At 66.6% G+C, this 15238-nt stretch carries 19 protein-coding genes; 3 read left to right on the top strand and 16 right to left on the bottom strand.

The window, feature by feature from the left end:
• Positions 1–17: 17 nt before the first annotated feature.
• Positions 18–950 (bottom strand): hypothetical protein, encoded by a 933-nt coding sequence (locus N539_RS17485; protein WP_156029678.1) that lies wholly within the window; start codon positions 948–950, stop codon positions 18–20.
• On the opposite strand from N539_RS17485, the gene N539_RS0100740 reads away from it, so the two are divergent.
• Positions 930–1547 (top strand): hypothetical protein, encoded by a 618-nt coding sequence (locus N539_RS0100740; protein WP_028968717.1) that lies wholly within the window; start codon positions 930–932, stop codon positions 1545–1547. The genes N539_RS17485 and N539_RS0100740 overlap by 21 nt on opposite strands.
• Before the next feature lie 123 nt (positions 1548–1670).
• Here the strand turns inward: N539_RS0100740 and N539_RS0100735 are convergent, their stop codons facing one another.
• From N539_RS0100735 to N539_RS0100720, 4 genes are read right to left on the bottom strand one after another with little or no spacing between them, the layout of a single operon-like run.
• Complete coding sequence (locus N539_RS0100735; RefSeq protein WP_037551634.1) at positions 1671–2918, bottom strand: spinster family MFS transporter; 1248 nt, start codon at positions 2916–2918, stop codon at positions 1671–1673.
• On the bottom strand, positions 2915–4078 hold the full coding sequence (locus N539_RS0100730) for a class V aminotransferase (RefSeq protein WP_028968715.1): 1164 nt from the start codon (positions 4076–4078) through the stop codon (positions 2915–2917). Before N539_RS0100730 ends, N539_RS0100735 begins: the two co-directional genes overlap by 4 nt.
• Positions 4075–4842: a tryptophan 2,3-dioxygenase gene (locus N539_RS0100725; protein ID WP_028968714.1), complete on the bottom strand. Its 768-nt coding sequence runs from the start codon at positions 4840–4842 to the stop codon at positions 4075–4077. Before N539_RS0100725 ends, N539_RS0100730 begins: the two co-directional genes overlap by 4 nt.
• Positions 4843–4894: 52 nt before the next feature.
• Positions 4895–5365: an outer membrane protein assembly factor BamE gene (locus N539_RS0100720; protein ID WP_028968713.1), complete on the bottom strand. Its 471-nt coding sequence runs from the start codon at positions 5363–5365 to the stop codon at positions 4895–4897.
• 4 nt (positions 5366–5369) lie between these two features.
• Between N539_RS0100720 and N539_RS17480 the strand changes: the two genes are divergently transcribed.
• Both N539_RS17480 and N539_RS0100710 read left to right on the top strand, forming a co-directional pair.
• Positions 5370–6005, top strand: coding sequence for a ubiquinol-cytochrome C chaperone family protein (locus tag N539_RS17480; protein WP_197018304.1), 636 nt, complete (start codon positions 5370–5372; stop codon positions 6003–6005).
• Complete coding sequence (locus tag N539_RS0100710) at positions 6002–6520, top strand: YceD family protein (protein WP_028968712.1); 519 nt, start codon at positions 6002–6004, stop codon at positions 6518–6520. The genes N539_RS17480 and N539_RS0100710 overlap by 4 nt, the downstream gene beginning before the upstream one ends.
• Positions 6521–6533: 13 nt before the next feature.
• On the opposite strand, the gene ssb is transcribed toward N539_RS0100710, so the two are convergent.
• The 11 genes from ssb to N539_RS17475 form a co-directional block, all read right to left on the bottom strand.
• Positions 6534–7022 carry a single-stranded DNA-binding protein gene (gene ssb / locus N539_RS0100705; protein ID WP_028968711.1) on the bottom strand — a complete coding sequence of 163 codons (489 nt, stop codon included), beginning with the start codon at positions 7020–7022 and terminating at the stop codon, positions 6534–6536.
• Positions 7023–7049: 27 nt separating this feature from the next.
• Positions 7050–8897 (bottom strand): ferrous iron transporter B, encoded by a 1848-nt coding sequence (gene feoB / locus N539_RS0100700; protein ID WP_028968710.1) that lies wholly within the window; start codon positions 8895–8897, stop codon positions 7050–7052.
• Positions 8894–9163: a FeoA family protein gene (locus N539_RS0100695; protein WP_028968709.1), complete on the bottom strand. Its 270-nt coding sequence runs from the start codon at positions 9161–9163 to the stop codon at positions 8894–8896. The genes feoB and N539_RS0100695 overlap by 4 nt, the downstream gene beginning before the upstream one ends.
• 44 nt (positions 9164–9207) lie before the next feature.
• Complete coding sequence (locus tag N539_RS0100690) at positions 9208–9861, bottom strand: COQ9 family protein (protein WP_028968708.1); 654 nt, start codon at positions 9859–9861, stop codon at positions 9208–9210.
• A 5-nt stretch (positions 9862–9866) separates the two neighbouring features.
• Positions 9867–10760: a DMT family transporter gene (locus N539_RS14730; protein WP_037551631.1), complete on the bottom strand. Its 894-nt coding sequence runs from the start codon at positions 10758–10760 to the stop codon at positions 9867–9869.
• 69 nt (positions 10761–10829) lie between these two features.
• On the bottom strand, positions 10830–11252 hold the full coding sequence (ribH, locus tag N539_RS0100680; RefSeq protein WP_028968707.1) for a 6,7-dimethyl-8-ribityllumazine synthase: 423 nt from the start codon (positions 11250–11252) through the stop codon (positions 10830–10832).
• Between the two features lie 4 nt (positions 11253–11256).
• A complete protein-coding gene (gene ribB / locus N539_RS0100675; protein WP_028968706.1) occupies positions 11257–12540 on the bottom strand; it encodes a 3,4-dihydroxy-2-butanone-4-phosphate synthase in 1284 nt (427 codons plus the stop codon).
• Positions 12541–12592: 52 nt separating this feature from the next.
• Positions 12593–13198, bottom strand: coding sequence for a riboflavin synthase (locus N539_RS0100670; protein WP_028968705.1), 606 nt, complete (start codon positions 13196–13198; stop codon positions 12593–12595).
• A gap of 9 nt (positions 13199–13207) precedes the next feature.
• Complete coding sequence (gene ribD, locus N539_RS0100665; RefSeq protein ID WP_028968704.1) at positions 13208–14164, bottom strand: bifunctional diaminohydroxyphosphoribosylaminopyrimidine deaminase/5-amino-6-(5-phosphoribosylamino)uracil reductase RibD; 957 nt, start codon at positions 14162–14164, stop codon at positions 13208–13210.
• A gap of 13 nt (positions 14165–14177) precedes the next feature.
• Entirely contained in the window at positions 14178–14501 is a 324-nt protein-coding gene (locus N539_RS0100660) for a hypothetical protein (protein WP_156029676.1), read from the bottom strand.
• A gap of 41 nt (positions 14502–14542) precedes the next feature.
• Positions 14543–15202 carry an energy transducer TonB gene (locus N539_RS17475; RefSeq protein WP_051531088.1) on the bottom strand — a complete coding sequence of 220 codons (660 nt, stop codon included), beginning with the start codon at positions 15200–15202 and terminating at the stop codon, positions 14543–14545.
• Positions 15203–15238: the final 36 nt, after the last annotated feature.

Below are 15238 nucleotides of genomic sequence, written 5' to 3'. Positions count from 1 at the left end.
TTTAAGTCAGGCCGAGACTAGGTCAGGATCGAAGCGACGATCGCGCCGACCACCTGCGTGGCCGGGTCGACCTGGTAAATGTACCCATTGTTGTACCGATACCAGGCGTTCGGCGTGTCGTAATAGGTGCTGCGATAGGCGTAGGGCACGTTGTACGCACTGTAGCCCATCGGCATCGGCTGACCGACCGTGAAGCCCGGTGAGAGCAGCGCGGCCACCGAGGTGATCATGCTGCTGCCCCGATCGTACTGATAGATCGAGCCCGGCGCGTAATAATAGCCGTAATCGGGCGTGTCGTAGTAGAGATCCCGATACTGATAGGGCACATTATAGGTGCTGTACGCCGACGGCAGCAGCTGCCCGACGCCATAGCCGCCCGCATAGGTTGGTACGACGTCCACGATCATCCCGCTGAAGCAATCGACGCGATAGATCACGCCGTTGGCATAACGATTGCAGAGGTTGTCGTAGCCATAGCCGTACCCTGCGCCGTAGCTCGACGGGTAGAAGCTGTTGAGGCCGTAATAGGACGGCGCGTAGCTGTTCATATAATTGTTCGGCAGGTACGTGCCCGGCATGTAGCCGCCTGCCAGCAGCGGAAGCAGCGCCGCGATCAGGTTCGAACCCCGATCGACCTGGTACAGATAGCCGCCGCCATATTGGTAATAATAGTCCGGCGTGTCCGGATAGAGGTAGCTGACGGCCGAGGGCAGCGGGCTCAGCGCGAAGTACGGGCTGACCGCCGAGACCGGCTGGCCGACGAAGCGGACGGCTTCGACCGGAGCAACCACCCGCGTCCGCGGCGAGAAGGAATTGAGCGCCGCGAAGCGGCTCTCACGGAAAGCATTCGCATTGACGATGCGATCCGCCCGAAGGGCGTTCCTCGCCTGCCTCAAATCCTGCGAACGAATCTGGCGGTCGGCGCGGAGTTGCTGGCGCTGAGCCATCATGTCCTGCGCCCGGCCCTGACGATCGGCGCGAAGCTGCGCGCGGTCGGCCATGCGGTTCTGGACCTGAGCCCGGTTGTTGCGAACCTGCTGGCGCTCGGCCATCCGATTCTGAACCTGGACCCGGTTGTTGCGGACCTGCTGGCGCTCGGCCATCCGGTTCTGAACCTGGGCTCGGTTATTGCGCACCTGCTGGCGGTCGGCCACGCGAGCCTGGCGCTCGACGCGATTGGGTCGAACCTGCTGACGCTGGGCCATGCGGTTCTGGACCCGTTCCGTGTGGGCCGGGCGCTGCGCCATCCGCTCCACGCGGGCTGGACGGGCCTGGCGTTCGACGCGCATCGCGCGCGGCTGATGCTGCTGCTGCATCGCAGCAAACCGCTGTCCACCATTACGAGGCCCGCCGCTGCTGCGCTGGAAGTTCACCATTTGGCGCGGCGCCGAACGACGCTCGGCCTGGGCGCGCTGGCCGCCGCCACCGCCCCGCTGAGGTGCGGCATAGGTCTGGCGATCATGGCCGCCGCCACCCTGTCCGCCACCAGGTCGGGCAGCGGCCGGGGCCGAAATCGCCAGCGCGGCAACGCCCGCGGCGAGGAATAACCTGGTCATCACAATTTCTCCTTCTTAACGGCCTAAACGGCCACTGGGGCCCGCCGTTCCCGTGTTCGGCTATGGAACCGTTCACTTTACCGCAGCGGAATGAACTCAAAATGTCTAATGTATTCAGATATTTGGAGATTCCGCGTCGCGGCCGATGGTGATCGCGGCCAATCCGCACAGCAACGCAGCCAGGACATAGAAGCCTAGTCCGTCGAGAATCGCGATGCGCATGGCGTCCGCGCCGTAGGCCGGGCGCAGGCGGTCCGCCGCGAAGCCGAACACGAAGGTCCCAAAGCCGATTCCGATGAGATTGACGAACAGCAGGAAGCAGGCCGACGCGGTCGCCCGGCGGCTGGGCGCCACCAGTCCCTGGACCGCGGTCGTGATCGGCCCGAGCCAGGCGAGCGACAAGGCCTGGGCAAATGCGAACAGGAGCCAGGCGAGCCCGGGAGACGCCGACGACATGGCCACGAAATAGGCTGGTACCGAGAGCAGGAAGGCGACGCCCGGGACGGCGGGGTAGGCAGCGGATCGGGCAGCGCCGAGCCGGTCCGACACCAGGCTTGCGAGCCAGATGCCGGCGGCGCCGCCGACGAGGACGATCGACCCGTAATAGGCGCCGATACCGGTCAGGGAGAGGCCGAGATTCTCGCTGAAAAAGGACGGCAGCCAAAAGCCGAAACCATAACCGCAGATCGAGCCGGACGCGGCGCCGAGCGACAGCAACCAGAAGCTCGGCTTGGCGGCAAGCTCGGCGAGGACCTGGAAGAACGGCGCCGCTCCGGCGGCTGGATCTGGCGCAGCATCGGGAACGTAGCGCGCAATCAGCCAGGCGACGGGCAGCCCCGCCGCTCCAATCACGACGAATGCCGCGCGCCAATCGACCGCCTCGGCGAGCCAGCCGCCAAAGAACAGCGCGAGCGCCGAGCCGATCGGAATTCCGAGGAAGAAGATCGCCAGCGCCCGCGCCCTGCGCTCCGGCGCGACATGCTGAGCAATCAGGGCGTAGCTTGGAGCGACCCCTCCGGCCTCGCCGACCCCGACCCCCATGCGCGCCACGAACAGCTGCCAGAAGGAGGTGACCAGTCCGCACAGCCCGGTGAACAGGCTCCAGGTAGCAATTGCGAGGACGATGACGCGCGCCCGGCCCTTGCGGTCGGCGTAGCGGGCGAACGGGATCGCCAGCGTCGAATAGACCGAGGCGAAGGCAATGCCGCCCATCAGCCCGAGCTGGGTATCGGAGAGACCAAGCTCGGCCTTGATCGGAATTTTCAGGATTCCGACGATCTGCCGATCGAGGAAGTTGAGCGTGTAGGCAGCCAGCAGGAGGCCGAGGATGAGGCCGCTGCCCCCGTTCGCCGGTCGGCTCAAGCAAGCCCCGCGATAAGCTCGCGCAGCCGCTCGACATCCTCGGGGTCTTGATAGACGCCAAATCCGATTCTCAGCACATCGCCGCGCACGTCGGTGATGCAGTTCTTAGCCTTGAGCTGCTGGTACCAGCGCTGCGCGTCCCCGCTGCGGAAGGCTAGGAAGCGGGCGTGCGGCGACCCGTCGAGTGGATTGAGCAGGTCCGCCTCCGCCAACGCAGTCTGCGCGATCCCGCCCACTAGCTGGGCCTGCAATTCCGCGACATGGGCGGAGATTCGCGCGGTGGTCAGGCCGTGGTCCGCCAGCGTCCGCTGAACCGCGTTGAAGCGGTACAGCGCCGAGGGATCGAACGTGGCTCCTAGAAACCGGCTCGCGTCCCTGGCATAGCCGACGCTTCCCGGCGGCAGGCTCAAGTCCTCAAACTCGGCGAACCAGCCGGTCACCGGCGGGCGGTCGCCGAATTCGGGCGGGGCATGGAGAAAGGCGCAGCCCTCGCCCGCCATCGCATATTTGTAACCGCCGCCGAGGTAGAAAGCCGAGCGCGCGGCCTCCTCTCCGAACGGGTCCGCCACACCCATGAAGGCATGATAACCGTCGATCACCACCCACGGCCCCTCAGGCCTGGCAAGCGACGACAGCTCCTCCACGCGGTCGAACAGGCGGCCGCTGCCGAACAGCACCTGGCTGATCATGATCAGGTCGTGATCGCCCTGCTGCGCGGCGGCGAAGAAGCGGTCCGAAAGGCTGTCGGACGGCTCCGCGGCGATCTTGTCGAGCACGATCCAGCCGGCCTCGGCCCAGCGCGCAAACTGGCGCCGCGCGCTGTGGAACTCGCCGTCCGTTGTCAGCACTCGCAGCGGTCCGCTGCCGCGCGCTGGAGCGGCGGTGATCAACCGGATCAGAAAATCGTGGGTGTTGGACGAAAAGACGATGGCCGAGGGGTCGCCCGTGCCAAGCTCGCCGGCGATGTGGCCTTGAGCCTCCTGCCAGACCTCGCCCATGACCTTGTCCCATTTGAGGTCGGCAAGGCGCGCCGCGTCGTTCCATGCCGCGACCTGGCCGGCAAAGCTGGCGTCGGGCCACAGGTGATGACTGTGCGACGCGAAATGCAGCCGGTCGGGATCGGCCGACAGGCTCCGCGAGAACAGCGGCTTGAAGCTCAAAGATCGGTCCTCAGCGCCCACAATTCGGGGAATATGCGCTTGTCGAGCGTCGAGCGGAGGTACGAGGCGCCTGCCGAGCCCCCGGTGCCGCGCTTGTTGCCGATGATCCGCTCGACCGTCAGCACATGCTTGTGCCGCCACATGGCCAAAGCGTCGTCGATGTCGACGAGCTTCTCGGCAAGCTCGTACAGCTCGAACCAGCGGTCGGCATCGCGATAAACCTCGAGCCACGCGGCGGCGAGCGCCTCGACGGAGCGGTCGCCAAGGTCGAACCCGCCGCGCGCCAGTGCATCCATCGCCGCTTCGCGCAGGCTCGGTTCGTCGAGGGCGCGCTGCAACCGAGTCCGTGCCGTGGTGCCTTCGTCATAATGGTCTAGAAACGCGGGGTTCTTGAGGCCGAGGCGATATTCGAGCTCGCGGAATTGCGCCGACTGAAATCCAGAGCTGGTGCCGAGCACGTCGCGAAATTTCATGTAATCGACCGGAGTCAGCGTCGACAGGACGTCCCACGACAGGGTCATCACCGCCTGGATCCGGCTGATCCGCGCCATTGCCTTGAACGCTTCGGCGAGATGGTCCTCGCCAATCAGGCGAATGGCCAGCTCAAGCTCGTGCAGCATCTCCTTCATCCACAGCTCTTTGGTCTGGTGGATGACGATGAACAGCATCTCGTCGTGAAGGGCGGACAGCGGCTGCTGCGCCGACAGCAGCTGGTCGAGCTTGAGATAGTCGGCATAGGTCATGCCGGCAGGGGTCGCGGTCATCTCCGCCGCTTAGGATAAAGCGACGCTACGAGGAAGCGGCAGGGCGCGGTCCTTAGTAAGGTCCGCCGCTGTTCGACCCGGGCAAGCCCGGCGTGCCGACCGTCCCGATATTGTTGAACAGTTCCTCGAAGAAGCCCTGCTTGCGGCCGAGCGTTGGAGTCTTGCGGCTGCTCGGGTCGACGTTCAGCACCAGCTCCTTGCCGATATGGTCCACTGCGGCGACGTTGCCGGCAGGGTCGAAGCGCACCAGCAGCACGGTCTGCTTGATCGTCCGCGGATTGCGGAAGGCGAACTGCGCCGTGTCGCGCGACACATAATACCATTCGTTCGGCGTGAACTGGCCGGTGAACGACGGCCGGCCGAGCAGCTTCTCCACCGATGCCTTATTGTCGACGCCGGGCTGGACCGCAGTCATGAGCTGCGAATCGATGACCGCCCCGCGGTGCGTTCGGACCGAAGCGCAGCCACCGAGCGCGGCGGCGACCGCGAACGCGGTCGAGATCTTCAAGAGCGCAACCTTCATGATGATGTTCAAATCCCTTCGGATGCGCGAGATGAGCGCGTCACAATCGCCCGGACTTGCCTACCCGGTCCGCGGCCTCAATATGCTGGCCGCAACCGGAGGCGCAAGCCTTGGGAGCGCGAAGGACGCTATGCTCGACAACCTGTTCCGAAGATTAACGGCCCAACCGGTGCGCGGGACCGCGCTGTTTTCCGCCGCCACCGACGAGGCGCGGCGACCGCACTGGTTTCGCGACGGCCGCGTCCCCGACACGATCGACGGGCGCTTCGCCATGCTGTCGACGGTGATCGCGCTGATTCTGGTCCGGCTCGAACGGGAGGGCGAGGCCGGAAATGAGGTGTCCGTCGCGCTGACCGAGCGGTTCATCGCGGTCATGGAGAGCGAGCATCGCGAACTCGGGCTTAGCGATCCGACTTTGGGGAAGACGGTGCGCAAGCTGGTCGGCTCGCTCGCCAGGCGAACCGCATTGTGGCGCACTGCGATCGCCTCGGCCGACTGGCGCGAACCGACCCGCGAAAGCGTTTATCGGTCGGAGCCGGCGGACGACGCGGCTAAGCACACCAGCGCAGCGTTGAAGGCGTTGTGGTTGAGGCTCGAACGAACCGGCCCCAGCGCACTGGCTGAGGGAAAGATCGAATGAACGACGGCTTCGCACACCAACTCAGACTCGATTCAATTCGCGACGGCGACCGTCTCGATCTCATCGCCGACGACGACGAACGGCGGGACATCGCCAAACGGCTGGGACTCGGCGCAGTCGACGGCGTCGAGGCCCATGCCTGCCTGTCGCGCAAGGGCGGGCAGGTCCGCGCCGAGGGCCGGCTGGTCGCATCGCTAGTGCAAAGCTGCGTCGTGACCGGCGCGCCCGTCGCCGCGCACATCGACGAGCCGTTTGCGCTGATCTTCAGGCCTGAGCTTCAAGCCAGTCCGGATGACGAGATCGAGCTCGGCGCGGCGGATTGCGACACGGTCTTCTACGAGGGCGGGACCATCGACCTCGGCGGCGCCATTGCCGATACGCTGGCGCTCAGCCTGGATCCGTACCCGCGCAGCGCCGAGGCGGACGCCGCGCTCAAGGAGGCAGGGGTGATCAGCGAAGCCGAAGCCAGCCCGTTCGCCGTGCTAGCGCAGCTCAAGAAGGGCCTCGACTCCTAGAAGGGCCCGACTCCTAGAAGGGAACGTCGTCGTCCAGATCGGTGTCGAACGCCGCCGGTTGCGGGCGCGACTGAGACTTCGACGGAGCACCGCCGCCAAAATCGTCGCCGCCGAAGTCCTCATTGAATGCGCCGCGGCTCGAGCCGCCGCCATCACGGCTGTCGAGCAGCTGGAGCTCGCCGCGGAATTTCTGAAGCACAATCTCGGTCGTATATTTGTCGTTGCCCGATTGGTCGGTCCATTTGCGGGTCTGCAGCTGACCCTCGACGTAAACTTTGGATCCTTTGCGCAAATAGTTCTTCGCGACTCGGCCCAGGTTCTCGTTGAAGATCACGACATTGTGCCACTCGGTCTTTTCCTTGCGCTCACCGGTGGCTTTGTCGTTCCAATTCTCCGACGTGGCGATGCGCATGTTGACGACTTCGCCGCCGCTGTTGAGCGTGCGCGCCTCGGGGTCCGCGCCGAGATTGCCGACCAGGATCACCTTATTCACGCCCGCCATGGCTACTCTCCTTCTCTCGAAGAACCGCTATAAACCGAGCGCGACCGCCGTCCAGTAGGTCACGCCCGCCGCGATGTAGGCGAGCGCAAATAAGTAGCCGACCATCACCAGCGGCCACTTCCAGCCGTTGGTCTCGCGGCGGGTGACGGCGATGGTCGAAATGCACTGCGGCGCGAACACGAACCAGGCGAGAAAGGCGAGCGCGGTCGGCAGCGGCCAGCGATGCCGGAGCCGGTCCTCGAGCTTGGTCGCGCCGGCCCCTTCATCCGGCGAATCGATCGAATAAACGGTGGCGATGGCGCTCACCGCCACCTCGCGCGCCGCCATCGCCGGCAGGAGCGCCAGGCTGATCTCGTGGTTGAAGCCGATCGGCCGGACGACGGTCTCGATGCCGTCGGCGATATGGCCGGCGATCGAGACCTCGCTCTGCTTCTGGCCGGGGCCGGCCTGGGGAATGCTGGCAAGGGCCCACAGGATGATGGTGGTGCCAAGGATGATCGTGCCGGCCCGCTTGAGGAAGATTTCGGCGCGGGTCAGCAGGCCGATGGCGACGTCCTTCACGGGCGGCCATTGGTACTTGGGAAGCTCCATCATGAAGCCGCCGCCGCCGCCCTTGAGGACGCCGCGGCGGATGACCAGCGCGGCCACCAGCGCGCCGAAAATCCCGACGATGTAGAGCCCGAACATCACCACGCCCTGCAGCCCGACGCCGAACCCGAGGCTTCGGTTGGGGATGAAGGCGGCAATGATCAGCGTGTAGACCGGCAGTCGCGCCGAGCAGGTCATCAGCGGCGCGACCAGGATCGTGGTCAGCCGGTCCTTCGGGTCCTCGATCGTCCGCGTCGCCATGATCCCGGGCACCGCGCAGGCGAAGCTCGACAGCAGCGGGATGAATGAGCGGCCCGACAGGCCCGCGCCATGCATCAGCCGGTCCATCAGGAAGGCGGCGCGGACCATATAGCCGGTGCCTTCGAGGAGGAGGATGAAGAAGAACAGGATCACGATCTGCGGCAGGAAGGTGATGACTGCGCCGACCCCGGCGATCGCGCCGTCGACGATCATCGAGCGCAGCAGCCCGGGCGGCAGGGCGCGGGCCGCGACTCCGGACAGCCACGCGACGCCGTCGCCGATCCAGTCTTGCGGCGTGACACTCCACGCGAACACCGCCTGGAACATCACGAACATGATCGCGGCGAGAATGACGGGGCCGATCACCGGGTGAAGCAGGACTCCGTCGAGCCGGTGGGTCCAGCGGCGCACGGGCGTCTCGCGAATCACCGCGGCGGTCGCAATTTCGCGCGCGCGCCGCTGCAAATGGATGAGATCGCCCTTTACATGGTCGTGAAGGCCGCAGCGGGGCGCCGAGAGCATGTCGTCGAGGGCGGACTGGAGCTCGGGAACGCCGCGCCGCCGCACCGCGACCGTCTCGATCACCGGGACCCCAAGCGCCTCCTCCAGCTTGCGCGGGTCGAGCTCGAGCCCGTCGCGCTTGGCGAGGTCGACCATGTTAAGCGCGACGACCGTCGGCAGGTCGAGCTCGATCAGCTGGAGCGCGAAGCGCAAATGATTGTCGAGGTTCGAGGCGTCGACGACGATGAGCAGCGCATCGGGCCGGCGCTCGCCCTTCTGGCGGCCGAGCAGAACGTCGCGGGTAACCGCCTCATCCGGGCTGACGGGATCGAGGCTGTAGGCGCCGGGGAGGTCGACCAGCTCGACCGGGCGACCATCGGCGAGAGTCAGTCGGCCGGAATGCCGCTCGACGGTGACGCCGGGATAGTTGGCGACCTTCTGCCGCGCCCCTGTCAGGGCGTTGAACAGCGCGCTCTTGCCGGCATTGGGGCTGCCGGCGACGGCGACCAGCGGAAATGGGTTCACTGCTCGAGCGGGACGACCTGGACCGCGCCGGCGTGGCGGCGCCGAATCGCCACGGTCATGCGCCCAACCCGGATCGCGATCGGATCGCGACCGAACGGCCCAAGGTGAAGCGCCTCCACGGCAACCCCTTCATCGAAGCCGAAATGCTTGAGGCGATTGACCTCCGAAAGCTCGAGCATTGCCCAATCGATGGAATCGATTCGCGCGCGCCGGCCAACGGCCAGCCGGTCGAGGCCCATCGCCTCCGGTGTGGTGAGCGCGTCCATTCTTGCGACTGATTATCATTAACGGCAGCGCGAGGGAAGCCGCGTCAGCGCGGCGGATAGCGGAGCCGCCCAAGGAAGCGCGTCAAGCTCAGCTGGCGCTCGCCAGAGCCGCGCCATTGCGCCTTCCATTTCTCGAACTTCATCACATCGTCGATCCGGCGGTCGAGGAAGGCGGCGGAGTCGCTCCACCCCTCGCTGGCGTCGTCGAGCCAGGTCAGCAAGGTCGAGCCATAGACCGCGCCCAGCGTCATTCGCTTGGTGTAGTGATTGAAGTCGGTGCTGGTGTCGCCGGCCATCCGCCACATGAGATCGGCGGTGCGCCACGACAGGCGCAGCGCCAACGGGACATTCTGCGGCATCGCGAGAATCGCGAGCGCGCGGCGGACAGCCTCACGCGCATCGCCCATGATCTCGAGCCGGCGCCAGACCAAAGCGCGAATCCGGTCGCGGATCTTCATCGCCGCGAGCTTGTCGGGAGTGAAGCTCGCTTCGAGCGCGCGATCGACCTCTTCGATATAGCAGTGGATCATCGCCGCCTGGCGCTTGGGGAAGGCGAGCCGAGCCTGCACCGGGTCGACGCCGAGCTGAGCGGCGGCGCTGTCGACCGCCTGGCGCGTCCATCCGTCGAACACCGCGTTTTCGCCGACTGCCAGAGCAAGGCGGCGGCGCAACTGTTCGAGCGGACTCGGGCCGGTCATCCGGCTCACGTGGGCTGCTCAACCGGAGCACGCAAGCCCCGCTGAGGGAGCCGGACGAGCACCAAAGCGGCCGCGATCGCGACCGCGCCGAGCGCGTCCAGCCAAGTAAAGGCCTCGCGGTACACGACCCAGCCCACCGTGGCGGAGATCGCGGGCTGGGTGAGCAGAGTCAGCCCGACGACCAGCGGCGGAAGCCCGCCGATCGCATAGACCAGCAGGCCCTGCCCGATCACCTGGCTGCCAATCGCCAGCCATAGGACGTAGGTCCAGTCGTTCGGCACGACTTGCTCCCCCAATGCCAGCGACAGCGGCAGCAGCATCACCGCGCCGAACAGGCTGGCGATGAACAACAGGGGCAGCGGTTTAAGCTCACCCCGGACACGCTGCACCGCAATCAGGTATCCGGTGTAAAGAACGCCCGCCGACAAGGCGAGGAAGTCGCCCGCGAGATTGCGCGTGGAGAGCTCGGCGCTGCTTCCCATCAGCAAGGCGGCGCCGAGAACCGCAAGGCCGAGGGCCGAGACTTGGGTCGCGGACGGCGCCCGGCCAGCGAGCCACAGGCCATAAACGGCGAAGATCAGGCTCGAAGTATTGCCGAACAAGGTGGCGTTGCCGAGCTTGGTCATGCGGATCCCGGCGTGCCACAAAGCAAGGTCGGCGGCGAAGAAGAAGCCGCCGAGGACGGTGATCAGCACGAGCCGCCGTCCCGGCCAATGGATCGGCTGACGGGTGACCGCGGCGATGACGAACAGGAACGGCAGCGCCAGAGCGAGTCGCCAGAAGCCGGCAGCGACCGAGCCAACGCCGGTCAACCGCACCAGCCACGGCCCGAAGGCAAGGCTGGTGCTCCCGATCAGCAGCGCTGCGAATGCAAAGGGATGGTCTGGAGACCGGGTCATCGAACGGCAACTAAGGGGCGCCCCGCCGCTCTCACAAGTCTATTCCGCCAGCCGTCCAATAACCTCGGCTTATGGCGCGTATTGCTCGCGAAGCTCGTGCAACGCGAGCGCGGCATGGGCCGCATCGCCCCCCTTGTCGCCCTGCCTGGGATCGGCGCGAACGATCGCCTGCTGTTCATTCTCGACGGTCAGGATGCCGTTGCCGATCGCAAAGCCCTGGATCGTCAGCTCCATCAGGGCCCGGGCGCTCTCTTCGGCGACGATCTCGAAATGATAAGTCTCGCCGCGGATCACGACGCCAAGCGCGACGAACGCGCAGAAGCGGCCGCTGCGCGCCGCGAGCGCGATCGCGCCGGGCAGCTCGAGCGCGCCCGGGACGGTCAGCGTCTCATGCTTGTGGCCGGCCGCCTCGACCGCCGCGCGGGCCCCTTCGAGAAGCATGTCGTTGAGCTGCGGGTAGAAGCGCGCTTCGGCAAGGAGAATGGTCGCCATGACGTCACTCGCCCCGCTTGATCGCGCGCTCTTCGACGATCGCGAGACCGTAGCCGGCCAGCGCCACCGGCGAATGGTGCGTATTGGTGAGGAGAATCATGTCGTGAATGCCCAAAGCGGCAAGGATCTGGGCGCCGGTGCCATAGCCGCGCACCGCGTCCCCGGCGTCGGTCGGCTTGCCTGAGCGGCGATCGATCGACAGCGACAGCGACCCCGGCGCCGCGGCATGGAGCGCGACCAGCACGCCCGAGCCCTGCACCTCGATCATCCGCATCGCCGCGTGGAGCAGGCCGGCCCGGCCGCCGGCCTCGCCAAGCACGTCCGCGAACAGGTCGAGGCTGTGCATTCGGACCAGCACCGGCTGCGAGGGATCGAGCGCACCGTGGACCAGCGCGAGCTGCTCCTCGCCGGTCGATTTGTCGCGGAACACCTGGGCCTGCCACAAGGCGCCGCCGCCGGCGGTGAACGGGCTGGTGGCGACCCGCTCGACCAGATGGTCCTTCTTCAGCCGATAGGCGATGAGGTCGCGGATGGTGCCGATCTTGAGGCCGTGGGTGCGGGCGAAATCCATGAGGTCGTCGAGCCGCGCCATCGTCCCGTCGTCGCGCATGATCTCGCAGATCACCCCGCTCGGGTTCAGACCGGCGAGGCGGGCGACGTCGACGGCCGCCTCGGTATGGCCGGCGCGGACCAGCACGCCGCCGGGCCGGGCGACGAGCGGAAAAACGTGGCCCGGCGAAACGATCGTCTCGGGCCCGTTCGCCGAATCGATCGCGACCGCCACGGTGCGCGCGCGATCGGCGGCGCTGATTCCGGTGGTGATCCCGTCCCGTGCCTCGATCGACACGGTGAACGCCGTCTCGTTGCGGCTAAGGTTGGTGCGGGTCATCGGCTCCAGCCCCAGCTGGTCGGCGCGGTCCTTGGTCATGGCCAGGCAGATCAGCCCGCGGCCGTGGCGCGCCATGAAGTTGATCGCGTCGGGCGTCGCCATCTGGCCCGGAATGATAAGGTCGCCCTCGTTCTCGCGGTCGTCGTCATCGACGAGGATGAACATGCGCCCATTGCGCGCCTCGTCGATGATCGCTTCGGCGCCGACAAGAACCTCGGCGGTCCCGCTGTGGATCAGCTTTTCGAGGCGGCTCAGGGTGTCGGCGGTCGGGTTCCAGTCCGACGCGCCCAGCTTGCGCAGCGAATTGGGATGGAGGCCGGCGGCACGGGCGAGGCCCGCGCGGCTGACCTCGCCGGTGGCGACGATGGCTTCGAGGCGTTCGATCAGGGTGGTGCTCATGAGGCGCCAATATCACATTGTGATGTGATGAAAAGAAGGAACAGACGTGTTCCTATTGTGAGCGTGCGGCGAGCATTCGGTCGATATAGCGCGCCAGCACGTCGATCTCGACATTGAACTGTCGCCCGGGGACAATTCCCCCAAGCGTCGTCTCACGCGCCGTATGGGGAATGAGATTGATCGTGACAGCCGTCCCATCTTCGCCATCGCGGACATCGTTGACGGTCAGCGACACGCCGTCGAGCGCGATTGAGCCCTTGGCGGCGATCATCGGGGCCAGCCTGGTGGGCACGCGCACAGTAATGCGGGTCGAATCACCCTCGGGCAGAGCTTCCGTGACGGTTCCGACCGCATCGACATGGCCGGTCACGATATGGCCGCCGAGCTCGTCGCCCATGCGCAGCGACCGCTCCAGGTTGAGCCGGGCGCCCTCGCGCCACAGATCAGCGGCGGTTCGCGACACGGTTTCGGCGGAGACATCGACCGCGAACCAGTCCGCGCCCTTGTCGACGACGGTTAAGCACACGCCCGAGCAGGCGATCGAGGCGCCGAGATCGACGGTCGCGAGGTCGTAGCCGGTCGCGATCTCGAGCCTCAGGTCGCCGCGTTGCTCGGCCTTGCGGACGGTGCCGACGTCGGTGACGATCCCGGTGAACATCGCCGCCGCCTAGCTGTCCCTCACCCGCTCGTAAACTTCGAGGCGGTCGACGCCGAGGCGCTGCTCGTCGATCAGGCGCCAGCGTTCGTGGGCGTCGGCGACCGCATCGAGGCCGACATAGCCGAAGCTCGACTTGCCCTCACCGACGATGATCGGCGCGCGGTAGATCAAGATCCGGTCGACCAAATCCGCGCTGAGAAACGCCGTCGCGGTCGCCGACCCGCCCTCCACCAAAAGGTCGTTGACGTCATGAAGCCGGTACACATCCTGCGGAGATTCAAGGATTTCCCAACCGTCGACCGCTTCGCCGCGAGTGAGCAGGGCGCGGCGCGGTGACGCCGCCTCGAGGCCGGGGAGGCGGACGTCAAGCCGGGGCTGGTCGGCCATGAACGTCCCGCGCCCGACCAGGATCATGTCGCTGTACGAGCGTTCGAGATGCACATGGCGGCGCGCGTCCTCGCCGGTGATCCACTTCGACTCGCCGGACGGCAAAGCGATCTTGCCGTCGATCGACAGCGCCAGCTTCAGCGTGACTCGCGGGCGGCCGAGCGTCAGCCGCGTGAGCCAGCCGCCGAGCGAGCGCTTCGCTTCCTCGCGGCCGACCCCGAGAGTCACTGCAATTCCCGCCTTCCGCAGCCGGGCGATCCCCTTGCCCGTCGTGCGCGGATCCGGATCCTTGAGCGCGACGACGACCCGCGCCGGCCCCGCCGCCAGCAGGAGGTCGGTGCAGGCGGGCCCGCGCTCGCTGGCATGAACGCAGGGCTCGAGTGTGACGTAGACCGTGGCGCCCTTGGTGCGCTTCCCGGCCTTTTCGAGCGCAATTGCCTCGGCATGCGGCCGTCCTCCCGCCGCGGTCGCGCCGCGTCCGACGATCTTGCCGCCCGGAGATACGATGACGCAGCCGACATTGGGATTGGGAGCGGAGCGGCCCACCGCGCTCGCGCCGAGCGCAAGCGCTTCGGCCATCAGCTTGCGGTCGTCACTCAATCCCGAACCGCTTCTCGAGCTCTTTATACTGGCGCTGCTGCTCTTTCGCCAAAGCCGCCTTTTCCGCCTGGTCCTTCTTCTGGTCGGCGATGATCTCGGCATCGGTCCGGTTGGAAGGATAGAGCTCGACATAGACCGGCGTCGGCGCGGGCACGGCGCCGAAATAGGAGTCGATGAGAAATTCGACGACGATAATGCCCGTTGCGAGCAGCGCCAAAGCGGCGCCGATCCGCTGCTCGCGGCTGCTGTGCCGCAGGACCGCCATCAGGTCGCGCAAGGCTGCGCGCGGGCTGGAGGGACGGGGAAACCACGACATAACGGTAAGATAGGACGCAGCCGCGCGCTGCGCCACCCGGCTTACCCGTCGAGCTGGAACCGCAGGGTAATCACCATGGTCGACGATATAGCGCGACCGTCTTCGCTTGCCGGCCTGTAGCGCCAATGGGCGAGCATGTGGCGCCGCGCCGCGGCGAGAAACACCGGGTCCGCCCGGCCGACGGGCTCGACCGCGACGACCCGGCCGCGCTCATCGATCGTCAGGCGGAGCTGCAAGGCCGCTTCCTCGCCGCTGGCGAGCTTGGTCGCGGGGTAGGGCGGCTTGAGCGCATCCGGCGCGGTGAGTAGCTGCGGTCCCAGATGGATCGGCACCGGTTTGGGCAGCGGTATGGGGTCAGAGACAGGACCATTGCCGGCGATCGGTCCGGGGTCGGGGAAGGCCGGCGTCGGTGACAGATCCGGACCCGGCAGCGGTTGGACAGGGATATGCGGCTCGGTCACCGTCGGGCCTGGCTGCGGCCGCGGCGTAGATTGAGGCATCGGGGTCGGCGGCGGCAAGGGCGGATTGGGAATTGGGATGACCACGGTCGGGCGCTCCGGCAACAGCCGTCCGGGCAAATCCATCTTGGCGCTCATGACGACCGCGAGAAGCGCGACGTGGCCGGCGATGATCGCGAGCAGGGCGTTGGGGCTGGACCGGCGCTCGGCGAAGCGCGGGGCGGCGGCGGCGTAGGCGAGCATTAAACCCTCCTTCACTCGGATTCGAGTAAGGAATGT

The sequence above is a fragment of the Sphingomonas sp. URHD0057 genome, assembly GCF_000620665.1.
Classification (GTDB): domain Bacteria; phylum Pseudomonadota; class Alphaproteobacteria; order Sphingomonadales; family Sphingomonadaceae; genus Sphingomicrobium.
Note: the sequence above shows the minus strand (reverse complement) of the source record. Positions and strands in the feature narration are given on the sequence as shown.